Origin of the sequence: Streptomyces sp. NPDC000983, from assembly GCF_040299205.1 — a bacterium.
Taxonomy (GTDB): domain Bacteria; phylum Actinomycetota; class Actinomycetes; order Streptomycetales; family Streptomycetaceae; genus Streptomyces.
Map to the genome: position 1 here is coordinate 186,329 of NZ_JBEPBM010000004.1, position 21,792 is coordinate 208,120.

Sequence of the window (21,792 nt, forward strand, 5' to 3'; positions counted from 1 at the left end):
GCCCGGTCAGTCTCGCAGTCGGACGACCGCGCCCTCGAAGAGACCCTCGGGTGCGAAGGTTCAGCGAGCCATGCTGCGGTCCAGCTCCCGCGCCCGGTCGTCCAGCGCGGTGGCGGGCGCGGCGGACGCGGTCCGGGGATCGGCGGGGCCGGATTCCGGTGCGGGCAGCGCCACTTCGATGCCCGCGCGGCGAGCGAGGGCGAGCGCCGTGGCGACGAACCCCTCCGACAGCGCGAGGATCACCGAGTGCCCCGTACGGCAGTGCCGGTCGACGAGGGCGCGGGTGAACTCGGCGTACCGGCGCGGGTCGACCTCCAGGGTGTCGGGGTCGCCCCAGTGTCTGCCCTGGCCGATGCCCGACGGCAGGCCGAGTTCCGCCTCGAAGACGGCGAGTTGCCGCAGGAAGAGGCGGCCCGCACCGCTCGACGGGTTCCACAGGGTCTCGTCGCCCATGTCGAAGTACATGCTCATCGCTGATCCCCCGTGCTCGGCGCTCCGGCCGCCACAGTAGAAGAGCGGCCGGAGCAGGGCATCCCGATTGCCCGTGGGAGGACGTCAGCCGAAGCGCAGCACCCGCGGGGCGAAGGTGTTCTCGGGGCCGGCGGCGCGGCCGACGGACCACACCGACGAAGTCCCGGGCACGGGCGCGAGGTTGAGGGTCTGGGAGTCCCCTTCCCCCGGGACGGCGGGTTCGGAGTGCTCGGCGAAGGACTGCCCGTCCCAGGCGAGGAAGTCCGGTCCGGGGATCAGCGGGGGAGTGGTGCCGGGCGGCCCCCACTTCTGCGAGCGGGCCATGGAGACCCAGGCCAGGCCGCCGGAGCCGGACGTCGCCAGCGAGGTGACGGAGCCGAAGTCGGCGGGCACGGGGACCCGGCTCCAGGTCTGGCCGTCGAAGCGGACCAGCAGGGGCGGGATGGGGCGGCCGACCGGCCCGCCGACGAACCCGGCCGTGCCGCCCGCCCACACCTCCGTGGGGGAGACGGCCAGCACGGTGCCCACCGCCGAGCGCGGGAAGCCGTCCACGACCGTCTGCTGCCACGCCTGCCCGTCCCAGTGCGACACGGCCGCCCCCGAGGCGGTCGCGCCCGCGGCCCAGACGTCGTCGGCCGCCCGGATGTGCAGCCCGTACACGGCGCCCGAGGGCACCGGCAGCTCCCGCCAGACGCGCCCGTCCCGGCGCAGCAGCACCTGCGCGCCGTCCCGGGAGCCGATCAGCCAGGTCTCACCGCCCCCGGAGACGGCCTTGGTGAGCAGGACACCGCGCGGCGCCCGGCTCTCCGACCAGGAGGTGCCGTCGAAGCGGAGGAGGCGGGCGGCGCCCGCCGTGTCCCGGCCCACCGCCCAGACGTCGCTCGGCGAGGTCGCGGAGACCGACAGCAGTTCGCCCTGCCAGCCCGCCCCGGGCACACCCTGGCGCTGCCAGCCGCTGCCGTCCCAGCGCAGCAGCAGCGGGAAGCCCGGCGCCTCGCGGCCGACGGCGTCGGCGCCCACCGCCCACGCCCGGTCCGCTCCCAACGCCACGGCCTCGTTCAGCGCGGCCTGCGGGCGCACCTGCGCCGGGACCGGAACATGCTGCCAGGAGGCGTTCTGCGCCGCGGCCGGACTCAGGACGCCCAGGAACGTCAGGACGGCGGCGACGACCGTCACTGCAAGCCGGCGTGTCATGGGCGGCCTCCCAGCCACTCGCTCATCAGGGTCGGTTTCGAGCCGTAGATCTCGACCGTCCCGAAGGACAGCAGCCCCGCCCCGGCCCTGGCCAGCGCGCGAGGCTTGACGTCGATCGCGTTCGTGCGTTCCGGGCCGTAGGAGAAGGTGGTGCGACGGCCGTCCACCCGCGCGTACTTGGACTGGAACGCCCGGTCGCTGCGGACCGGCAGCCACAGCGCGCCGTCCGGTCCGCGCACCATCGCCTCGGTGAACGTGTCACCGAGCGGGGGGTAAGTGGTGCGCCACGTATGTCCGTTGAAGGTCATCAGGTAGGTGCGGGGCACGCCGTCGGTGTACTGGCTGCCGCCGATCACCGCCCGGCCCGAGGGCTCCAGCAGGATCGTGTGCACATTGCTGTCGGGCGGCAGCGGCACCCGGGCGTCCCGCCACTCGGTGCCGTCCCAGCGCAGGATCGTCGTGCCGTCGGTGGTGTCGGCCTGCGCCCAGACGTCGGTGGCGGTCCGCGCGGTGATGCCCATCAGGTACAACACCCCTTCCGGGGTGGACTGTTCGGTCCAGCCGGTGCCGTCGTGGTGCAGCACCTTCAGCCCGGTGCCGTCCTCGCCGACCACCCACGCGCCGCCCGGTACGGCGGTGAAGTCCTGGTAGGTCCAGAGGGTCTGGGGCAGCGGCAGGGACGTCCACCCGTCCTCCGCCCGGCGCAGGATCTCCCCTTCTCCGCCGCGGTTGTGCAGGATCCACACCTCGTCGCCCACGAACTGCACCTTGCCGAGCCAGCCGAGTTCGTCGGCGCCCGGGAACGTGCTGTCCCGGTTCCACGCGGTGCCGTTCCACCGGTAGAGCATCGGCCGCAGTCCGTCGGCCGCGTGCTCGTACCCGGTCGCCCAGGCCTCGCCGGGTCCGCGGGCCGCGAGATCGGACACGGTCAGCGGTACCGGCGCCGAGGGCGGCACGGGCAGCGCCGACCAGCCCGGTGCCACGGCCGCGCCCGGCGGGGCCGCGGCGGCGGGCGTCACCGCCGCGGCGCACGCGAGCAGCAGACAGACGAGGAACGTACGGAGACGGCGCACGGGACCTCCCCAGAACGTGAAGGCCGCTCAGCTTATTGGCATGTCCTCGTCTGTCTATAGATGCGGGAGACAGGATTCGCGCCTTCCCCGGAAACGCGCCGAGCGCTCGCGCCAAGGGCCGCGCCGAGTTCCCTGGAGAGCGGGGGCAACGATCCGGCCGCTTCGGCAGTCGTAGGGGGTACGCACCACCGTCAGTCGGGGTGCGCCCCACCAACACCCCTGATTCCGGAAGGTGTTGGTGCCCATCGCGTCATTCTCGGGAGGGTCCCATGAGCCGCTGCACCGCATCACCGGACGACAGAGGCGCCACCGCCGTACGACGGCCCGCCGCTCGCGCGGCGAGCCGGGGCGCTGTGGTCGGCGCCGTGGTGGTCGCGCTGGCGGGGGCCGGCGCCACGACCGGTGCCACGGCCGACACCACGCCCGCCGACCCGGTGGTCACCGGCGCCACGGTCAACTCCGGGCACGACGTCATCGTGGGCACCACCAACGACGTGTCGTTCCCGGTCACGGTCACCGGAGCGGACGACTCCGGCCTGTTGTTCGTCGACGTGGACCTCAAGGGGCCGAACGGCGGCTTCTACACGACCGACGCGTTCTGCGAGACCGCGACGGCCTGCACCACGTCCTTCACCGTCAACGCCCACCTCCGCCCGGGCGGCGACGACCCGGTGGACCTGGCCAACGCCCAGGCCGGCACCTGGAAGGTCGACGCGCTCGTCGACAGCCACGACGGGGCCTCCGTCTTCGCCCCCGGTGTCACCTCGTTCGGCCTCAAGCGTGCCGCTCGCCTCACGGTCGACGCCGCGCCCGAACCGGTCGCCAAGGGCGCCGCCATCACCGTCACCGGCAAGCTCGTACGGGCCAACTGGGACACCTACCGGTACGCGGGCTACACCGGCCAGGCCGTCAAACTGCAGTTCCGTCCGAAGGGCAGCGACACCTACACCACGGTGACCACCGTGAACACCAACAGCACCGGCAACCTGCGCGCCACGGTCAAGGCCGCCCAGGACGGCTACTGGCGCTGGAACTTCGCCGGAACCACCACCACCGGCCCCGCCAAGGCGGCCGGCGACTACGTCGACGTACGCCCCTGACGGAGCGGCAGGGGCGGGTGCGCCGCGACCCGCCCCTGCCGCGGCCCGACCCCGCCGCGACCCGACCGTGCCGAGACCCGACCGTGCCGAGACCCGCCCTGACCCGGAAGGCGCCCGGCGCCCGGGTCACCACTCGGCGACGAGCGGAGTCTCCGGTTCGTGCCGTCGCCACGCCTCGGTGAGGCGGACCAGACGGGCAGCTGCCGCGATGCCGCGGACGCAGGCGATCCGCGCGCCGGCGAGGTCGAAGGTGACCGCGCCGGTGACCTGGTCGCCGACCACGAACAACAGCGCCGGGGCGCCGTTGACCAGGGCGTAGTGGATGGCGGGCGTGCCCCCGGACAGCCGCCGCTTTGCGGGCGAGGGCTGGAAGCCCGCGCGCGCGACGGCCGCGATGCGCTGTGCGGTGTCGTACCGCAGCAGCTTCTCGGTGAGGCCGGCGCCGTCCGAGATCGCGGTCGCGTCGTCGGTGAGCAGCGCCACCAGGCGTTCGGTGCGGCCCGAGGAGGCCGCCGCCAGGAACTCCTCGACGATCCGGCGGGCGGACGCCGGATCGGCCCGACCGTCCCGGCGCGCGGCGGTGATACGGCGCCGGGCCCGGTGGAGGTGCTGCTGGCTCGCGGACTCGGTGATGTCGAGGATCTCGGCGATCTCGGCATGGCCGTAGGAGAACGCCTCGCGCAGCACGTACACGGCGCGCTCCTGCGGCGACAGGCGCTCCATGACCGTCAGCACGGCCAGCGACACCGATTCGCGCTGCTCGAAGGTGTCGGCCGGACCGAGCATCGGGTCGCCGTCGAGGAGCGGCTCGGGCAGCCAGGCTCCCGCGCTGCGTTCGCGGCGGGCCTGCGCCGAGCGCAGCCGGTCCAGGCACAGGTTCGTGACGACCTTGGTCAGCCACGCCTCCGGCACCCGGATGTGCTGCCGGTCCGCCTGCCAGTGCAGGAACGCGTCCTGCACGGCGTCCTCGGCGTCGACGGCGGACCCCAGCAGCCGGTAGGCCAGGGAGGCCAGCCGGTTCCGGTTGGCCTCGAACCGGCCGGTGTCGAAGCGATCGGTGACGGTGTTGTCCACGTGGATCACCCTAGGCAGTTCGCGGGCGCTCAGGCGAGCGCCTTCTCGTCGGCCCGCCGCACCACTTCGGCCAGGCGGTGCCTGCGCCTGGGGAGGCCGAAGGTCGGGTTGGAGTTGGCCCACAGCGACATCCTGAGAATGCCGGCCTTGACGCGCGCCGCCTTCCGCCCACCCAGGTACTTGGGCTTCGCCCGCCCCTCGGCGTCGACCATCTGCAGGATGCCGTCCAGCCGCCCGAGGCTGATGTGGTTGCCCAGGTACTCCAGCTTGGTCCGCGCGGCCTTGCGGCCGGTCAGGTCCGCGACGGCGGCGGCCGTGGCCCGCAGGGCGGTGTAACCGGCGGAGGCGCAGGACATCGGCAGGGGGCGGCCGTTGTCGCCGACCGCGTGGGCGCTGTCGCCGACGGCGTAGATCTCCGGGTGCGACACCGACCGCATGGAACCGTCGACGACGACGCGGCCCTCCTCGGTCACCTCGAGCCCACCGGCCGCGGCCAGCGGGCCGACGGTGAAACCGGCCGTCCACACCGTCGCGTCGGACGCCAGGACGGTGCCGTCGGCGCACAACACCCGTTCGGCCTCGACGGATTCCACGACCGTGTGCTCCAGGACGGCGACCCCCAGCCGGTCGCAGGCCCGGCGCAGGTGGTCGCGGGCCCCGGCGGAGAGCCGGGCGCCCAGCTCGCCGCGGGCGATCAGCGTCACCGACAGGCCGGGGCGGGCCTCGGCGATCTCGGTGGCGGTCTCGATACCGGTCAGACCGTCGCCGACGACCAGTACGGCGCCACCCTCGCCGCGCTCGTCGAGGCCGTCCAGACGCTCGCGCAGGCGCAGCGCGGAGGGCCGGGCGGCCACGTCGAAGGCGTGCTCGGCCACACCGGGGACACCGCCCTCGGCGCCGCGGCTGCCGAGGGCGTAGAACAGCGTGTCGTAGCCGACCTCGCCACCGCCGTCCGCGTCGGCCACGGCGACGGTCCGCCGCCCGGGGTCGACGGCGGTGACCCGGGCCACCCGCAGCCGTACCGGCGTGCCCGCGAAGACCTCGGTCAGCCGCGGCGCCGCGATCCGGCGGCCGGCCGCCAGCTGGTGCAGACGCAGTCGCTGGACGAAGTCCGGCTCGGCGTTGACCACGGTGATCTCGGTGTCCTCCGGGGACAGCCGGCGGGCCAGCAGCCCGGCCGCGGCGCAACCTGCGTAGCCGGCGCCGAGGACGACGATGCGGTGCTTCATGGGGTTCTCCTGTCGGTTCGCTTGCTGTCTGCGGGTTGAGCGGGACAGCGCACCGATTCCTGACAGGAATGGTGTGTGACGTGGGTCACATGAACCTGGGGGCCCTCGGCGAGGGTCAGGAGGGCTGGTGCCGGCCCTGGTGGGGCGCGTCGTGGTGGTGCGGGCTTCCGTGGGTGCGGGCCAGTTCGTGCATGGCCTGGTAGAGGGCGAGTTCCAGGGCTTCCGGCGTGTTGAGGGTGCCGCTGCCGTCGGGCGGACAGATCCAGCGCAGGTCGCCCCAGCGGCAGTGCGGCGCGGGTGCGGCGATCCACGCGCCCGCGGTGACGTAGCGGATGTCGTGCCCGGCCCAGATGCTGGTGGGGGCCGGCGGCAGGAAGAAGCCGACCTGCTGATGTCGGCTGTCCAGGAGCGCGGGGCCGGGTTCCAGGCGGGGCAGGCCCGCCAGGATGTCGGCCGCGTGCAGCCCGAGACAGGCCGGGACGATCAGTACGTCCCAGAACCGTCCGGCGGCCAGCAGATGGACGCCGGTCGTACCGCGCTGCCAGTCGTTCTTGCACGCCCGGGGGTCGGTCGCCGAGGCGGCCAGCCACTCCATCGCGTTCGTCCACCGTGCCAGTGCCATCCCAAACCTCCTGCGTCGTGTCGGGCCCGGGAGCCCGGCAGGTCAACGGCTGATCCGACCGCTTGCCTCGAGAGGAAGTGCTCAGTGAAACGAGGCGCGCGAGGTACGAGAAGGGGACGTGCACGCAGTTCACCGCATACAGCGAGCGCCAGCGCGCGGAGGGGGCAGATATATGCGGCCGAGCGCGCCTGGGCGCCCCTCACCCGCACTTCACCGCGTGGTGAGATTCCGGGCCGTGCTCCGCAGGTGGGCCAGGGCGTGGCGGCCCGGTTCCGTGGTGAACCAGCTCGTGTGGTCGGTGAAGTAGGCGCGGGCCAGCCCGGTGTTCTCGGCGGAGCGGGTCACTTCGTGGAAGTAGTGCATCTCCGACAGCGCGTACTCCGCGTTGACCAGGGGCAGCAGTGCGGGCAGCGCCTCGGCCTCGGCCTCGGTGAGGGGGCGGACGGCGGCGTAGCCCTCCAGCAGGGCCGTGAGATGGGTGTACTGCACCGGCACGGACCCGCTCGGCAGGTCCAGCCAGCCGAAGACGTTGCGTTCCAGCGCCACCGCGAGGTCGTGCACGGCCGTCGTCCGGTCGCTGAGACTGAAGTCGAGGACGGTCGCGACGGTCTCCGTGCCGCCGGTCGTGTCCCACAGCAGGTTGGAGGCGTGCCAGTCGTTGTGGGTCCACAGCGGACGGAGGTCGGGCAGGAGTGGGGCGAGTTCCGCGTGCAGGGGCAGGTGCCAGCGGGACAGGTCGGCGTCGAGGGGGGCGGCGCACAGCGCTTCGGCCAGCGGCGGCCGCTCGGCCACGTAGGAGGCGAGGGCCTTCTCGGGGTCGGGGGCCGAGAAGATGCGGAAGGAGGACACCAGCGGCTGGACGCGGCGAAACGGCGCGTGGTGGCCGGCGGCGGCCAGATGGAGCCCGGCGAGGGCACGGCCCGCCTCACGCGCGTGGTGGGCGGAGGCGAACGGCGTCCAGGACAGGGCGTCCTGGTAGAGATCCGTGCCGGTGCCCAGCGAGTGCACCTCGTAGGTCCACTCGCCGCGGGCCGTGAGTCCGAGGACATCGACGACGGGAGCCCCGTGCGAGCGCAGATGCCGCAGGAAGGCGTGCTCCTCCTCCAGCCCGGCGAGCGTGCGGACACCGGCGTGGTGGCGCTTGAGGAAGACGCGTGCTCCGTCGTGCTCCACCACGGCTGCCGCGGACAGCGGCCGGGGGCTGTGCCAGCGCAGTCGCGCGGGACCGCCCAGCACGTCCGACGCCTCTTCGGTGGTGAGGGGTGCCCAGTCGGGTTCGGCCCGTTCGTAGCCGAGGCCGTGGGTGGCGGGCGGTGCGGGTTCCGTCGTACCGGACGCGGTCATGGCCGGACTCCTGTGGGGGTGGCGAGCGCGCTGAGGACGCGTTCCTCGATCTCGGCGGCCCTGACGGGATCGAGGGCGCGCGGCCCGTCCCCGCCGCGCGAGGGGGGACGCGGCACCTCGATGCGCGCGGTCACCGAGGCGGGCCGCGGTGACAGGACGTGGATGGTGTCGGCGAGCAGGACCGCCTCGCGGATGTCGTGGGTGACCAGCACGACGGTCCAGCGGTAGGTCTGCCACATACGGGCGAGCCAGCGCTGGAGATCGTGGCGGGTGAGGGAGTCCAGGGCCCCGAACGGCTCGTCGAGCAGCAGAAGCGGGCGTTCCAGTACGACGGTGCGCAGCAGCGCCGCCCGCTGGCGCATGCCGCCGCTGAGCTGACCGGGATAACTGTTCTGGAAGCCGTCGAGACCGAACGCCTCGAACAGGGCGGCGGCGCGACGGCGTGCCTCGGACCGGCGTACGCCCTGGGCCTCCAGCCCGAGGGCCGTGTTGGCGAGCACGGTGCGCCAGGGGAACAGGAGGTCCTTCTGCGGCATGTAGGCGACGCGGCCGGAGCGGGTGCGCGGCGGTTCGCCGTCGACGAGGACGTCCCCGGCCGTGGGCCGGTCCAGTCCCGAGACGAGGTTGAGCAGGGTGCTCTTCCCGCTGCCGCTCGGTCCGATCACGGCGGCGAACTCACCCGGCGCGACGGACAGTTCGACACCGCGCAGGACGTCCAGCCCGGGGTAGCCCTTGTCGACCCCGCGCAGCAGGAGCCGTGGGTCGGGAGCGGCGGGGAGGCCGCCTTCGGTGGTGCTCATGGGTGTTCCTTCCGCCGGGCGGTCCGCTCCCACGGCAGGGCGAGACGCTGGATCAGGTAGGTCGCGGAGAACAGGGCGATGCTCAGGGCCGCGGTCACCGCCACGGCCGCGAAGACGAGGTCGGTGCGGAAGGCGCTCTTCTGCGCCTGCATGTAGATCCCCAGTCCGTTCTCCGCGCCCGCGTACTCGGCGAACACGGCGCCGACCACGGCGTAGGTGATGCTGACGCGCAGCCCCGCGAAGAAGTACGGCATCGCGCTCGGGACGCGGACCATGAGGAACGTACGCGTCCGGCCGGCGCCCAGGGAGCGCAGCAGGCGCATGGCCTCGGGGTCGGCGGAGGCGAATCCGGCGGCGAGGTTGGCGGTGAGCGGGAAGAACGTGACGAGCGTGACCACCAGCATCTTCGGGAACAGGCCGAAGCCGAACCAGATGATGAGCAGCGGGGCGACGGCCACGACGGGGATGGTCTGGGAGGCGACGAGCAGGGGGTACAGGCCGCGGCGCGCCCAGGTGGAGAAGTCCAGCAGGGTGGCCACCAGCCAGGCGGCGACGAAGGACATGCCGAAGCCGGCGACGGTCTCCTGGAGGGTGGGCAGTGTCGCGTCCCAGAGGGCCTGCCGGTTCTCCCAGCCCTGCTGGAGCACCCGCCAGGGGCTGGGCAGGACGGTGGGGTCCACGGCGGCCGCGCTCGTGTAGGACTGCCACACGGCCAGCACCGCCGAGACGACGAGGAGCGGAGGCAGGGTCACGGAGAGGAGGCCGCGCCCCCGGCGCTCGGCGGTGGCCTTCGGGTGCCGGGGCGCTTGGGCGGCGGGCTCGTCCTCCACGGGACGTTCGGCGGTTCGGGTACCGCCGGCCGCGGGGGCGCCGGTCACGACTTCTCCGGGAGGTAGTCGTTGGTGAACCACGAGGAGGTGTCCGGCGCGGCGGTCAGCTTCTTGCCGTCGGCGTCGTCGAGCAGCCCGGCCTCGTACTCGAAGTCGGCGAACGCGCTCCAGCGGTCGGCCGACTGGGTGCCGAGCGAGCCGTCGGGGGCGCGGTAGTAGGACTCGGCGAGCAGTTCGGCGCTCTCGTTCACCAGCTCGGTGTTGGTCAGCACGCTCTTGTTCGCCTCGACGAGCAGACCGGCGGCCTTGGCGGGATGGTCGACGGCGTAGGCGTAGCCCCGCTGGACGGCTGCGAGGAACTTCTTCGCCGTGGCCTCGTTCGCCTCGAGGTACTGGTCGGAGGAGGCGATGAGGGTGGAGTAGATGTCCGGGAAGCCGTAGTCGGTGAGTTCGAAGTTCTTCAGCGGCTTTCCGCTGAGCTTCGCCTCCAGCCCCTCCCAAGTGGGCATCGGCATCGCGAAGTCGGCCTTGCCCGCGTACAGGGCGGCGTAGGCGGAGGTGCTCAGGGAGACCGACTCGAAGTCGCCCCTGCCGCCGGCGTTCTTGATGACGGACTCGAGGAGGGGCTTCTCGTACGCGGCTCCGAAACCGGCGTAGGTCTTCCCGTCCAGGTCCTTGGGGGAGTCGATGTCGTCGCGGTCGGCGGAGACCGCGACGGTGACGTTGGTCTTCTGGGTCACGGCGTACACCGAGGTGATGTCCTGGCCGGCCGACCGGGCGGCGGTGAGGCCCTCCTGGTAGGAGATGCCGAAGTCCGCCTTGTGGCTTGCCAGGAGTGTCTCGGGCGAGGTCGAGCCGTAGGGCACGATCCGGAGGTCGATCCCGGCGTCCTCGAACCAGCCGAGCTGCTCGGCGACATAGATGCCGGTGTGGTTGGTGTTGGGCGTCCAGTCGAGGGCGAGGGTGACCTCGGTCAGACCCTCGGCGTCGCTCCCGTCGGAACCGGAGTTCGAGGAGCAGGCCGTGACGACGGTCAGGGTGGCGACGGCGACGGCCGTCAGAGCGATGCGGACGGACCGGCGGCGCGCGTACGGCAACGGGCGGGACGGATGCACGGGACGGGCTCGATTCTTGTGGCGGGCGGGGTGGTGCCCGGTACGGAGGGGAGACTGTGGGGGCTGTGGGGCGCGGCCGGCTGGGAGCCCCGGACCCGGTGGTGCGGCGTGGACGGTGCCCCGCAGGCCGGTACCTGACGGGTGGAGGCTCATGGGCCGGGGTTCACGCGCCGGACCGGGCGAACGGGGCCGTGGCGTCCTCGGGCAGCAGGTCGTCGCGGTAGGCCGCACGCCAGCCGTCAGCCGTCGGCAGCACACCCTGTGCGGCGAGCCAGTGGGCGTAGGGGCCCATGCGGTCCTCGGCGATGGTGCCCCAGCGGCCCTGCTCGTCCGTCCAGGTCGGAGCGACCAGTTCGAGTGAGCGGGCTATCAGCGGGCGGGGGAAGTAGGGGATGACCCGTTCCAGCAGGGCCAGCGTGGCGGGCCGGTCGGCGGCCGCCGCGGCGAACCCGCGCGCGGTGGCGGCGAGGAACCGGCGTACGGCGTCGGGATCGTCCCGCACCGTCTCCTCGTGCGCGCCCAGGAGGTAGCTGTGGTAGCGCGGGGCGCCGATCTCGTCGACGGGCCAGGTCAGACGGCGCTCCTCGGGCAGGCCGCCACGCAGGGCGTCCCAGGACCAGTACACGCCGAACGTGGCGTCGGCCTCGCCGGACTCCAGGTCGTCGACGGTCAGTTCGCGAAAGCCGGCGTCGACCGTGACCACCGCGTCCGGATCCCCGCCGTCCGCGGCGACCAGATGGCGGACCAGGGCACGCCCCCGCGGTGTCGGGTTGTACGCGAGACGTCGTCCGGCCAGGTCCCGGGGGCGTTCGATGCCGCGCCCGGTGACGGTCTGAATGGCTTCCAGGGCACGGTGGTTGACCGCCGAGACCGCGACCAGCGGCTGGCCCTGCGCACGGCGCACGAAGAGGCGGTTGGGCGGGAAGAGCCCGAAGTCGCACTGCCGCGCGGTGAGGTACTCCAGGGTGTCGCCACGGCCCGGGTCCTGCACGGACAGTTCGACCTCCAGCCCGGCCTCCCCGTACCAGCCGCGATCCCGGGCGACGAAGAATCCCGCGGAGTTGGGCCAGGGGTGGAAGTAGTCGAGCATGACGCGGATGTGGGACACGGGGGCTCCGGAAAGGGGTGGCGGAGGGGGAGGGATCGGGGACCGGGAGGGACCGGGAAGGGACGTTCAGGTGCGCCGGTGGCGGGCGCCGGGGTGGTCACCGGCCAGTCGGGTACGGCCGGGGCCGTGGGTGTGCTCGCGCAGGGTGGTGCCTTCGTACTCGGTCCACACCCGCCCCCGGCGTTGCAGCTCGGGGACCACGAGGTCGACGAAGTCGCGCAGCGTCACCGGGGGGACGGGATCGGCGATGTTGAACCCGTCGAGGTCCGCCTCGTCGGCCCACCGCTCCAACTCGTCGGCGACGGTCCGCGGTGAGCCGACGAGGACCGGCCCGCCACCGCCCACCCCGACGAACTCGGCGATCTCCCGGGGCGTCCAGGTGCGGTCGGGGTCGAGGCGGGTGAACACCTCCAGCAGACCTCGGATGCCTTCGGTGTCGGCGTACTCGAGCGGCGTGTCGGGGTCCAGCTCCGACAGGTCGATCCCGAGCAGGGCGCTGTAGCGGGCGAGGCTGCCCTCCAGGGACGAGTAGGAGCGGTACTCCTCGTACTTGGCGTGGGCCTCGGCGTCGGTGGGGGCGACGACGACGGTGGCGATGGCGAAGAAGCGCAGCTCCCGGGGGTCCCGCCCGGCCTCGGCGGCACTGGCGCGTACCGAGTCGACGAGGGTCCGGGCCAGGGCGGGACTGTACGCGGACAGGAAGACGCCCTCGGCGTGCCGTCCGGCGAAGCGTCGTCCGGCGGTTGACGTGCCGGCCTGGTACAGGACCGGGGTCCGCTGGACGGACGGTTCCGACAGGGCGATGTCGGGGACGGTGAAGTAGGTGCCCCGGTGGGCGACGGGGTGCACCTTGGAGGGGTCGACGAAGACACCCGAGTCCGCGTCGCGCACCACGGCGTCCTCCTCCCAGCTGCCCTCCCAGAGCTTGTAGACGACCTCCATGAACTCCTCTGCCACGGCGTAGCGTTCGTCGTGGGGGATCTGCCGCTCCAGGCCCAGGTTGCGGGCGGCGCTGTCCAGGGCGGAGGTGACGATGTTCCAGCCGACGCGTCCCTCGCTGAGGTGGTCGAGGGTCGTCATCTTCCGGGCGAACGCGTAGGGCCGTTCGTAGGTGGAGGAGACGGTGACCGCGAAGCCGAGGCGGCTGGTCGCGGCGGCGAGGGCGCCGACGAGGAGGAGCGGGTCGTCGGTGGGTGTGTTGATGCCGTCGAGCAGAGCCGCCCGGGTGGAGCCCTGGTACACGTCGAGGGGTCCGAGGGCGTCGGCGATGAACAGGGCGTCGAACCGGCCGCGTTCGAGGATCCGGGCGGTCTCGATCCAGTGGGAGAGATCCCGGTAGCGGTGTGCCTGGCTGTCGGGGTGGCGCCACAGACCCATGGCGGTGTGGCCCACCGTGGACTGACGCAGGCCGTTGAGACGTATGCGACGCGGTCCTGAGCCGGAGGCGGACGGGGCGGTGGCGGGCACGGGATGCTCCAGATCGACGAGGTGACGCTTCGGCGCGGGCCGACGACAACGGGCCCGCGCGCAAGCGGAGTTGGAGGCGAGGCCCGGTGCGGGCCGGTACGCCGGTGAAGGGGAGCCCGGGTCGTCGCCCCATGAAGGGGGCGGGCCTTCCGCGGACCGCGCGGATCGGGCGCGGGGGTCACGCGGATGCGTTGACGCCGGGAGACAAGGGCCCGGCAACTGCGCGGGCGGGTCAGCCGGCGGTACAGAAGGCGCTGGCGCAGCGTCCGAGATCGACGTGGCGGCGCAGGGTGAGACGAGGGCCGAGGCGGCCGGGGGAAAGGGCGCGGAGAGGGGCGATACCGCGTACGGGGTTCGGACGCATCCGCTGCTCCTTTCCTGCTTCGAGACGGTTTGTCACTAGATCATCTGATCTGGTGGCGGTGAGCCTAACACCCGGGCCTGTCGGCCCGGCCGGCGCTCCGCATACAGAGACGGGGCGTGCGGGGGCGGGTCATGAGGGACCGTCCTCGTCGGCACCGACCAAGGCGTTGATCCGGTGCTCCAGGCTGCGGCGCAGGTGGGCGCGGGTGGCCTCGCGGGCGCGGTCGGCATCGTGGTCGTGCAGGGCGCGAAGGATCACCTCGTGCTCCTGGTGCAGCGGTTCGGTGCCGCCGAAGGCGGAGGGGGGTCCGCTGTCGTAGATCCGCAGCCGGGCCGTGAGCTTCACCAGCAGTTCGGTGATGGTCGCGTTGTGGCCGGCCTGCCAGAGCAGTTCGTGGAAGCGGAAGTTGGCCGCCCGGGCGGCCGCCTTCCCCTCCTCGGTGTCCGCCTGGAGGATCAGCTCGTGCTGTCGGCGCAGCCGGGCGAGGTCGAGTTCGGTGGCCCGCAGGGCCGCGGAGGCGGCGGCCTCCGCCTCCAGCGCGATGCGCGCCTCGTAGATCTCCACCACGTCCTCGGCCGTACCCGAGCGCACCCGGAAGCCGCGCGGTGCGCGCTCCAGCAGCCCGTCGTGCTCCAGCAGGGCGAGCGCTTCACGCATCGGGGTGCGGGAGACGCCGTAGTCGCTGCTCAGGGTCGTCTCCATGAGGGGCGAGCCCGGAGGGAACCGGCCTTCCATGACGTCCTGACGCAGCCGCCAGTACAGCTCCGAGCCCGAGGGCGGGGCCTCGGTGGACGCGTCCTGGGCTCCCGGGGCGGGAGCGGACGGAGTGTGTCGCGGCATGGCGGTCCTCGGTCGTCCGGGCCGGAGCGCCCGCGTCCGACGACGGGGCGGCGCCGACCCGAAGGGGCGGATACGTGCTGAGGCTACCGTACAGCAAACGTATCCACGCGTATACGCTAGTCGGGAACGCTGCCCCGTCCACGAGGGGACGCCTCCCGGCCGGGCGCGCGCCCCGCCCCTTCGACCGGCTTCTCGAAAGGCACCGCATGAACCTCGGCACCCGCACAGCGCACCGCGAGGGAATCCTGATCGACGCCGAAGCGCTCGGCCGCCTGCTCGCGGCCGAGGGACTTCCGCCGGGAGGCCGGCCCCGGGCGGCGGGTCCGGCGGCGGCCGGTACTGCGACCCCGGTTCCGCTGCTCGTCCTGGACGCCACCGTGGCTCTCGCGTCGCCCTCGCACGACGGCGACTACCGCGCCGCCCCGGGGGCCGGCGCCTGGGCCGAGGCGCACATCCCCGGCTCGCTCCACGTGGACCTCCTGAGCGCGTTCACCGACCCCACGGCGCCCTACCACTTCGCCCACCCCTCCCGAGAGGCCGTTCGGCGCGAACTGGCCGCGCTGGGTGCCGACGAGAACACCACCGTCGTCCTCTACGACCAGGGCTCGCTGCAATGGGCGGCCCGCCTGTGGTGGGTGCTGCGCGACGCCGGTGTCCGCGCACGCGTGCTGGACGGCGGACTCCCCGCGTGGAGTTCCGCGGGGCGGCCGGTGGCCACCGGTCCGGCCCCGGAGCGTACGGTGCGACCGCCGCTCGGCGACCCGTTTCCCCGCGCGACGGCGGACGATCCGGCACGGCCGTCACTGTGGATCGACAAGGACGGCGCCCGTGCCGTCGGTGAGGGCCGGGTGCCGGGCCTGCTGGTGTGCGCACTGAGCGCGGCCCACTTCGAGGGCACCACGCCCACCCGCTACAGCAGGCGGGGCCGGATCCCCGGCAGCGTGAACCTGCCCGCCCAGGACCTCCTCGACACCGACGGCCGCCTCGACGTCGACGCGATCCGGCTGCCGGACCGGGCCGAGGGCCCGGTCGTCCTGTACTGCGGCGGAGGGATCTCCGCGTCCCTGGCCGCGCTCGGCCTGACCCTGACCGGCGTCGAGAGCCTGGTCGTGTACGACGGGTCGCTGGAGGAGTGGACGGCGGATCCCGCACTCCCCCTCCTCGCGGGCCCGGCCTGAAACCGACGGGGTCCAGGCCGGTCCGCTCGTCTTTGGTCAAGAGTTGGATCCCGTACGTCTCCCTTTCGGGAAAGACGCTGGTCGGCCGTGTGCACCCGCCCCTACGGTTTGCGTCATGAGCGATCACGTCGATACGCCTGTCATGCCTGTGCCGGCCTTTGAACCCCCTTACTACGCCGCCGTGTTCACGGCGGTGCGGACCCAGGACCAGAGCGGTTTCAGCGAGACGAACGAGCGGATGGAGGAGCTGGTGAGAGCCATCCCCGGGTATCTGGGCGCGGACTTCGCGCAGAGTCCCGGCGGACTGGGCATCACCGTCGCCTACTTCCGCGACGGCGACGCCCTCCAGCGGTGGCGGACCGACGCCGAGCACCGCGCGGCCCAGCGGCGCGGGCGGGCCGAGTGGTACGAGAGCTACACGCTGCATGTGGCACGGGTGGAACGGAGTCACGGATTCGTGCGCACGGAGGCGCCGCAGGGTCCGGCCGGAGGCTGAACTCGGGCCCCGCGCAACGGACATGGCCAACGCCGTTGATCGCGACCGCTGTTAGCGTGGGTCCACCACCGACGGGGGCGAGACGGCGCAATGGCTACGACCATGTTCGACATCGGCGGAGATCTCGGGGTGCGGCGGCTCGGGTTCGGGGCCATGCATCTGCCGACCGGGCCCGCCGCCGACCGCGAGCGGTCCCTCGCCGTCGCCCGGCGGGCCGTCGAACTGGGCGTCACCCTCGTCGACACCGCCCACCTGTACGGCGGCGGCGCCAACGAGGAACTCCTCGCCGAGGCCCTGCACCCCTATCCGGACGGGCTGCTCGTCACCACCAAGGTCGGTGTCGCGCGGACGGGCCCCGGCGGCGACTGGCGGCTCGACGGGCGGCCGGAGATCCTGCGCGACCAGGTCGACCAGGCGCTGCGCAGACTCCGCGTCGACCGGATCGAGCTGCTGCAACTGCACCGCGTCGACCCCGAGACGCCCATGGCCGACCAGCTCGGCACCCTGCGCGAACTCCAGGCCGAGGGCAAGGTCGGCCGGCTCGGTCTCTCCGAGGTCACGGTCGCCGAACTCGAAGAGGCCCGGGAGACCATCGACGTCGTCAGCGTGCAGAACCGCTACAACCTCCTCGACCGCGAACACGAACCCGTACTCGAGGCGTGCGAGGCGGCGGGCATCGCCTTCCTGCCGTGGCGCCCGGTCGCCGCCGGAACCACGGGGGAGAGGGCCGAGATCGCCGCCGTGGCGGCCGAGTGCGCCGCCACGCCCACCCAGGTCGCCCTCGCCTGGCTCCTCGCCCGCTCCCCGGTCCTCCTGCCGATCCCGGGCACCACCCGGATCGACCACCTGGAGGAGAACCTCGCCGCCGAGGACGTCCGGCTGACGCCGGCGCAGCGCGAGCGCCTGGACCGGCTCCGGGAGCAGCCGGCGCACGGCGGGGACTGACCGCTCACGCGGCCCGTTCCAGCCGGCGGACGAAGGGCCCTGACCGCTCACGCGGCCCGTTCCGGCCTGCGGACGAAGGGCCCTGACCGCTCACGCGGCCCGTTCCGGCCTGCGGACGAAGGGGGCCGACCGCTCACACGGCCCGTTCCATGCACACCAGCCGATCCCGTGTCTCCCACGACTCGGTGACGGCGAAACCGAACCGTTCGTACAGCGAGATGGCTCCCGTCCGCCAGTCCCACACCGACAGCCGCACCCGGCCCACGCCGCTCTCCGCGGCCTGCGCGAGTGCCGCGCCCAGGAGGTCCGACGCGACGCCCAGGCCCCGGAACGCCGGGACCGTCCACAGTCGCTTGATCTCCGACCGACCGCCGTCGGGCGCGGTCACCACCAGGCAGCCCACCGTCGCGCGCCCGCTGACGGCGATCAGCACGACATCGTCCGCGAACGCGGTCCGGGGGTCCGCGATCTCCGCCCGGTAGCGGGCCGGCAGCGGGCCCACCTCGGTGACCGCCGTACCCCTCTCGGCCTCCGTCCGCAGGTGGTAGGCCTTCTCGGCCTCCGTCCGCGCATGGTAGGCGGCGAGCAGGGCGGTCAGCCCGTCCTCGCCGGACAGCGTCAGGCCCGGACGGCGGACGACGGAGACCTCGCACCGGTCAGTCATGGCGCCAGCATCACACGACCGGAGCCCGCCCCCGCCACGGCCTCCCGGATCCGGCGGAGCATCGGGACCGGTGCCGCCGCAACCCTCCCCGCACCGCTCCGGCAGTCGTATGGTTCGGGTTGATTTATGGTGATTCCAGAGGATGCCCCTACCGGAGGTGCAATGATGCGCGCCGCGGCAGCGACCGTCTCTCTGGCCGTCGGCATGGCGCTCATCGTCGCGACAGCGGCCTGCGACAAGGGTGGGTCGGAGGCGAAGGACACCGAGTACGGCGACTGCCCGGTCTCGGGGGAGTACGGAGAGTTCCGTCTGACACCCCGGACGGCGGGGGCCCTCACGGTCAAGACGACCCTGCCCGCACCCGGCTGGTGGAACGGCGACACCCCGGAAACCGTGAAGAGCGGCTACGAGTACTGCATGGCCGCCAACATCGCCTACCGGTCCGGACTGGACCGGGTGAAGGTGGAGAACGCGCCCTTCCCCGAGGTCGTCTCCGGCCGCACCACGGACTTCGACCTGGCGCTCGCACAGATCACGATCACCCCGGAACGGGAGAAGGTCGCCGAGTTCTCCCCGCCCTACCTCTCCTCGACCCTGGGAGTGCTGATCAGGGACGGCGAGGACATCGACGAGGACAACATCCGTGACGTCCGTATCGGGGTCGCCGAGGGCACCACCGGCGAGGCGTTCGTGGAGAACCGTCTCAAGCCGACCCGGCCGGTCACCGCCTACGCCAACGACCCGGAGATGGTCACGGCCCTGGAGTACGGGCGGATCGACGCGGTCGTCCACGACACGACCATCCTGCTGGCCTATCCCCAGGAGCAGGAGCGAAAGGTGCGCCTGGTGGGCCAGTACCGGACCGACCAGGGCTACGGCGCCCTGTACCCGAAGGGGTCGCCCGACAAGGACGAACTGGACCGGATCATCCGGCAGCTGATCGACGACGGGACGCTCGCCAAACTCTCCGCCGTCTATCTCGGGGCCGCCTTCGGCCAGGACCCGGCCAAGATCCCGTACTTCAAGGTCGTCGACAGCTCCTGAGACGGGTCGCGCCCCCGGGGCGGCGGTTGCCCGCCCCGCCTCACAGGTCCGCCATCAGCAGCGCCCCCAGGTCCCCGGCCGCTGCGGCGTCCAGCGACTGCTCGGCCCAGATGATCTTGCCGCGGTCGGTGTAGCGGGTCCCCCAGCGCCGCGACATCTGCGCGACGAGGAACAGACCCCGGCCGCCCTCGTCGGTGAGGGTGGCGCGCCGCAGGTGCGGGGAGGTACTGGTGCCGTCGCTGACCTCGCAGATCAGGCTGTCGCCGTCGTGCAGCAGACGCAGGCCGATGGGGTTCGCCCCGTACCGGATGGCGTTGGTGACCAGCTCGCTGAGGATCAGCTCGGTGGTGAAGGCCGCCGCGCCCAGTCCCCAGGACTCCAGCCTCGCGGTGGCCTCCGCGCGGATGCGGGAGACGGCCGCCGGATCGTCGGGCACCTCCCACTCCGCGACCTGGTCCGGGTCGAGCAGCCGGGTGCGTGCCACGAGCAGGGCCACGTCGTCGCCGGCCCTGGTGCGCAGCATCGCGTCGAGCACGGCCCGGCAGGTGTCGTCCGGGCTCGCGCCGTCCGTCCGGGCGAGCGCCTCCCGCAGCATGCCGAGACCGACGTCGATGTCCCGGCCCCGGGCCTCGACCAGGCCGTCCGTGTAGAGGACGAGACTGCTGTCGGCGGCCAGGCTCAGCTCGGCCGTCTCGACGGGCAGCCCGCCGCCGACCCCGAGGGGCGGGGCGACCGGGATGTCGGGGAAGGACACCGAGCCGTCCGGCGACACCAGCGCCGGACCCGGATGGCCGGCCCGGGCCAGGACACACTCCCCGGACACCGGGTCGTAGACGGCGTACAGACAGGTGGCGCCGGTGACCGCGTCGGTCTTGCCCTGGGCGGCGGCGTCCTGGTCGATCCGGGTGACCAGGTCGTCCAGGTGGGCGAGCAGCTCGTCGGGGGCCAGGTCCAGGGCGGCGAAGTTGTGCACCGCGGTCCTCAGCCGGCCCATCGTCGCCGCGGCGTGCAGCCCGTGTCCGACGACATCGCCGACCACCAGGGCCACCCGGGTGCCCGGCAGCGGGATGACGTCGTACCAGTCGCCGCCCACGCCCGCCTGGGCGGGCAGATACCGGTGGCCCACGTCCAGGGCGGACAGCTCGGGGAACGAGCCGGGCAGCAGGCTGCGCTGGAGGGTGACGGCCGTGGTGTGCTCGCGGGTGTAGCGGCGCGCGTTGTCGATGCACACGGCCGCCCGCGCGGCCAGCTCCTCGGCGGGGGAGAGGTCGTCCGGTTCGAAGGGGCCCTGTGCCGAACGCCAGAACTCCACGACCCCCAGCCACTGGCCGCGGGCCTGGAGCGGCACCGAGATCATGGAGTGGATGCCGTAGTCGATGACCCGCTGGGCCTGGGGCGGGTCCTGGGCCCGCCATCCGTCGGCCAGGTCCAGATGCGCCACCAGGACGGGCCGCCCGGTGGTCATGCCGATGGTCACGGGGTTGTCCGGCACGTAGCGCATCAGCGTCCCGACGCGGTGCAGGGGAGCGTCGTCCCGGATGCCGCCGGCCGCGATCCGGCGCATGTCCAGATGCGCCCCGGTCGGCTCCTCGCCGAGCAGTACGGACTCCACCAGCTCCACGGTGGCGAAGTCGGCGAACCGCGGCACCGCGACCTCGGTCAGCTCCTCGGCGGTGCGCTGCATGTCGAGGGTGGTGCCGATCCGGGTGCTCGCCTCGTACAGCAGCCGCAGCCGCCCGCCGGCCACGTCCGCCTTGCCCGCGAGGGCGCGCAGCTCGGTGGTGTCACGCAGGGTGGCCACGCTGCCGCCCCTCGCCCCCACCGGCCGCACGTTCACCGCGAGCAGGGTGTCGCCGGCCAGGAAGACCTTGTCCGTGGCCGCGCGGCCCGAGACCAGCAGCCCGGCCAGGTCCTGGCTCAGCCCGAGCCCGGTGACCGGCTTGCCCTCGGCGCGCGGCGGGAGGGCGAGGAGCCGGCGCGCCTCGTCGTTGACCAGCAGCAGTCTGCCGTCGCCGTCCAGGATGAGGACCCCTTCACGGACGGCGTGCAGCACCGCGTCGTGGTGTTCGTACATGCGGGTCATCTCCACCGGCCCCAGGCCCCGGGTCTGCCGCCGCAGCCGTCCGCTGACCAGGGCCGAGCCGCCCGCGGCCAGCAGCAGGGCGACCCCGCCGGCGGCGAAGATCACCGGCAGCTGGTGCTGGACCACGTTGGTCACCTTGTCGACCGTGACGCCCACGGTGACCAGGCCGACCGCGTTGCCCTGCTCGTCGAAGACGGCCACCGTCGAGTCGACGGCCTTGCCCAGACTGCTGTCGAAGGTCGTCTGGTGCGGCTCGCCCTCGAGGGCCTCGCCGTAGGAGGTGGAGACGTGTTTGCCGATCTGGTCCGGGTCCGGGTGCGTCCAGCGGAACCCGTACGGGCTCAGCGCCACGACGTAGTCGACGCCGGTCTCCTTGCGCACCGCCTCGGCGTGCGGCTGGAGTGCCGCCGTCGGATCGTCACTGGTCATCGCCTCCGCGGTGCCGGGGGCGTTCGCGAAGGTCTCGGCCGCCACCAGGGACCGGTCCCCGGCCTCCTGGATGGCGCGGTTGCGGTCCTGGATCACCAGGACGATGAGGGCCGTCGCGATGAGCAGCAGGACGACCACCAGCTGGGCCAGGAACACCTGGCCCGCGACCGTGCGCGGCTTCAGCCTCGACAGCGCCCGGCGGACGGCCGAGCGGTGACGGGGCTCGGGTGCGGCTTCCGGCGGCGCGGCCTTGGGCGGCATGCGGTCACCCCGTCGGCTCGACGGAGCGGATTGCCCAAGTTCGCCCATTTTCTCAGTATCA

At 73.0% G+C, this 21,792-nt stretch carries 20 protein-coding genes; 5 read left to right on the forward strand and 15 right to left on the reverse strand.

From position 1 onward, the window contains the following. Positions 1-60 precede the first annotated feature (60 nt). The 3 genes from ABT296_RS06460 to ABT296_RS06470 form a co-directional block, all read right to left on the reverse strand. Positions 61-471 carry a DUF6086 family protein gene (locus ABT296_RS06460; RefSeq protein ID WP_351923866.1) on the reverse strand — a complete coding sequence of 137 codons (411 nt, stop codon included), beginning with the start codon at positions 469-471 and terminating at the stop codon, positions 61-63. Between the two features lie 84 nt (positions 472-555). Further along, on the reverse strand, positions 556-1,665 hold the full coding sequence (locus tag ABT296_RS06465) for a hypothetical protein (protein WP_351923868.1): 1,110 nt from the start codon (positions 1,663-1,665) through the stop codon (positions 556-558). After that, the gene (locus ABT296_RS06470; protein WP_351923870.1) at positions 1,662-2,738 is read right to left on the reverse strand and encodes a beta propeller repeat protein; all 1,077 of its coding nucleotides are present in this window, start codon (positions 2,736-2,738) and stop codon (positions 1,662-1,664) included. Before ABT296_RS06470 ends, ABT296_RS06465 begins: the two co-directional genes overlap by 4 nt. A 269-nt stretch (positions 2,739-3,007) precedes the next feature. Between ABT296_RS06470 and ABT296_RS06475 the strand changes: the two genes are divergently transcribed. Beyond that, a complete protein-coding gene (locus ABT296_RS06475; protein ID WP_351923872.1) occupies positions 3,008-3,838 on the forward strand; it encodes a calcium-binding protein in 831 nt (276 codons plus the stop codon). Between the two features lie 126 nt (positions 3,839-3,964). On the opposite strand, the gene ABT296_RS06480 is transcribed toward ABT296_RS06475, so the two are convergent. The 10 genes from ABT296_RS06480 to ABT296_RS06525 form a co-directional block, all read right to left on the reverse strand. Next, a complete protein-coding gene (locus tag ABT296_RS06480; RefSeq protein WP_351923874.1) occupies positions 3,965-4,912 on the reverse strand; it encodes a sigma-70 family RNA polymerase sigma factor in 948 nt (315 codons plus the stop codon). Positions 4,913-4,941: 29 nt separating this feature from the next. Further along, positions 4,942-6,141: an NAD(P)/FAD-dependent oxidoreductase gene (locus tag ABT296_RS06485; RefSeq protein ID WP_351923876.1), complete on the reverse strand. Its 1,200-nt coding sequence runs from the start codon at positions 6,139-6,141 to the stop codon at positions 4,942-4,944. A gap of 115 nt (positions 6,142-6,256) precedes the next feature. Continuing rightward, a complete protein-coding gene (locus ABT296_RS06490) occupies positions 6,257-6,763 on the reverse strand; it encodes a hypothetical protein (protein WP_351923878.1) in 507 nt (168 codons plus the stop codon). A gap of 210 nt (positions 6,764-6,973) precedes the next feature. Further along, positions 6,974-8,107, reverse strand: a complete 1,134-nt coding sequence (locus ABT296_RS06495) for a phosphotransferase enzyme family protein (RefSeq protein ID WP_351923880.1) — start codon at positions 8,105-8,107, stop codon at positions 6,974-6,976. Further along, positions 8,104-8,907, reverse strand: coding sequence for an ABC transporter ATP-binding protein (locus tag ABT296_RS06500; protein WP_351923882.1), 804 nt, complete (start codon positions 8,905-8,907; stop codon positions 8,104-8,106). The genes ABT296_RS06495 and ABT296_RS06500 overlap by 4 nt, the downstream gene beginning before the upstream one ends. Next, positions 8,904-9,785, reverse strand: coding sequence for an ABC transporter permease (locus tag ABT296_RS06505; protein ID WP_351923884.1), 882 nt, complete (start codon positions 9,783-9,785; stop codon positions 8,904-8,906). The genes ABT296_RS06500 and ABT296_RS06505 overlap by 4 nt, the downstream gene beginning before the upstream one ends. Next, positions 9,782-10,852: an ABC transporter substrate-binding protein gene (locus tag ABT296_RS06510; protein ID WP_351923886.1), complete on the reverse strand. Its 1,071-nt coding sequence runs from the start codon at positions 10,850-10,852 to the stop codon at positions 9,782-9,784. The genes ABT296_RS06505 and ABT296_RS06510 overlap by 4 nt, the downstream gene beginning before the upstream one ends. Positions 10,853-11,015: 163 nt before the next feature. Next, the gene (locus tag ABT296_RS06515; protein ID WP_351923888.1) at positions 11,016-11,960 is read right to left on the reverse strand and encodes an ABC transporter substrate-binding protein; all 945 of its coding nucleotides are present in this window, start codon (positions 11,958-11,960) and stop codon (positions 11,016-11,018) included. Positions 11,961-12,026: 66 nt separating this feature from the next. Then, complete coding sequence (locus tag ABT296_RS06520) at positions 12,027-13,427, reverse strand: LLM class flavin-dependent oxidoreductase (RefSeq protein ID WP_351923890.1); 1,401 nt, start codon at positions 13,425-13,427, stop codon at positions 12,027-12,029. 493 nt (positions 13,428-13,920) lie between these two features. Beyond that, positions 13,921-14,631, reverse strand: coding sequence for a GntR family transcriptional regulator (locus ABT296_RS06525; protein WP_351923892.1), 711 nt, complete (start codon positions 14,629-14,631; stop codon positions 13,921-13,923). 206 nt (positions 14,632-14,837) lie between these two features. On the opposite strand from ABT296_RS06525, the gene ABT296_RS06530 reads away from it, so the two are divergent. The 3 genes from ABT296_RS06530 to ABT296_RS06540 all read left to right on the forward strand — a co-directional run bounded on the left by ABT296_RS06530 (position 14,838) and on the right by ABT296_RS06540 (position 17,250). Next, positions 14,838-15,809: a sulfurtransferase gene (locus ABT296_RS06530; protein WP_351923894.1), complete on the forward strand. Its 972-nt coding sequence runs from the start codon at positions 14,838-14,840 to the stop codon at positions 15,807-15,809. 115 nt (positions 15,810-15,924) lie between these two features. Then, complete coding sequence (locus ABT296_RS06535) at positions 15,925-16,305, forward strand: antibiotic biosynthesis monooxygenase family protein (protein ID WP_351923897.1); 381 nt, start codon at positions 15,925-15,927, stop codon at positions 16,303-16,305. A gap of 90 nt (positions 16,306-16,395) precedes the next feature. Next, a complete protein-coding gene (locus ABT296_RS06540) occupies positions 16,396-17,250 on the forward strand; it encodes an aldo/keto reductase (protein WP_351923899.1) in 855 nt (284 codons plus the stop codon). 133 nt (positions 17,251-17,383) lie between these two features. Here the strand turns inward: ABT296_RS06540 and ABT296_RS06545 are convergent, their stop codons facing one another. Further along, positions 17,384-17,914, reverse strand: a complete 531-nt coding sequence (locus ABT296_RS06545; RefSeq protein ID WP_351923901.1) for a GNAT family N-acetyltransferase — start codon at positions 17,912-17,914, stop codon at positions 17,384-17,386. 165 nt (positions 17,915-18,079) lie between these two features. Here ABT296_RS06545 and ABT296_RS06550 point away from each other — a divergent pair, with 165 nt between their 5' ends. Continuing rightward, positions 18,080-18,958, forward strand: a complete 879-nt coding sequence (locus ABT296_RS06550; protein WP_351923903.1) for an ABC transporter substrate-binding protein — start codon at positions 18,080-18,082, stop codon at positions 18,956-18,958. Between the two features lie 40 nt (positions 18,959-18,998). Here ABT296_RS06550 and ABT296_RS06555 read toward each other — a convergent pair whose 3' ends face one another. Further along, positions 18,999-21,731, reverse strand: coding sequence for a SpoIIE family protein phosphatase (locus ABT296_RS06555; protein ID WP_351923905.1), 2,733 nt, complete (start codon positions 21,729-21,731; stop codon positions 18,999-19,001). Positions 21,732-21,792 lie beyond the last annotated feature (61 nt).

Excerpts from the sequence above, each read along its gene's own strand:
- ABT296_RS06500 (WP_351923882.1), bottom strand. The coding sequence starts at position 8,907 with ATGAGCACCACCGAAGGCGGCCTCCCCGCCGCTCCCGACCCACGGCTC.
- ABT296_RS06475 (WP_351923872.1), top strand. The coding sequence starts at position 3,008 with ATGAGCCGCTGCACCGCATCACCGGACGACAGAGGCGCCACCGCCGTA.
- ABT296_RS06535 (WP_351923897.1), top strand. The coding sequence starts at position 15,925 with ATGAGCGATCACGTCGATACGCCTGTCATGCCTGTGCCGGCCTTTGAA.
- ABT296_RS06460 (WP_351923866.1), bottom strand. The coding sequence starts at position 471 with ATGAGCATGTACTTCGACATGGGCGACGAGACCCTGTGGAACCCGTCG.
- ABT296_RS06555 (WP_351923905.1), bottom strand. The coding sequence starts at position 21,731 with ATGCCGCCCAAGGCCGCGCCGCCGGAAGCCGCACCCGAGCCCCGTCAC.
- ABT296_RS06545 (WP_351923901.1), bottom strand. The coding sequence starts at position 17,914 with ATGACTGACCGGTGCGAGGTCTCCGTCGTCCGCCGTCCGGGCCTGACG.
- ABT296_RS06495 (WP_351923880.1), bottom strand. The coding sequence starts at position 8,107 with ATGACCGCGTCCGGTACGACGGAACCCGCACCGCCCGCCACCCACGGC.
- ABT296_RS06485 (WP_351923876.1), bottom strand. The coding sequence starts at position 6,141 with ATGAAGCACCGCATCGTCGTCCTCGGCGCCGGCTACGCAGGTTGCGCC.
- ABT296_RS06530 (WP_351923894.1), top strand. The coding sequence starts at position 14,838 with ATGAACCTCGGCACCCGCACAGCGCACCGCGAGGGAATCCTGATCGAC.
- ABT296_RS06490 (WP_351923878.1), bottom strand. The coding sequence starts at position 6,763 with ATGGCACTGGCACGGTGGACGAACGCGATGGAGTGGCTGGCCGCCTCG.
- ABT296_RS06525 (WP_351923892.1), bottom strand. The coding sequence starts at position 14,631 with ATGCCGCGACACACTCCGTCCGCTCCCGCCCCGGGAGCCCAGGACGCG.
- ABT296_RS06550 (WP_351923903.1), top strand. The coding sequence starts at position 18,080 with ATGCGCGCCGCGGCAGCGACCGTCTCTCTGGCCGTCGGCATGGCGCTC.
- ABT296_RS06465 (WP_351923868.1), bottom strand. The coding sequence starts at position 1,665 with ATGACACGCCGGCTTGCAGTGACGGTCGTCGCCGCCGTCCTGACGTTC.
- ABT296_RS06540 (WP_351923899.1), top strand. The coding sequence starts at position 16,396 with ATGGCTACGACCATGTTCGACATCGGCGGAGATCTCGGGGTGCGGCGG.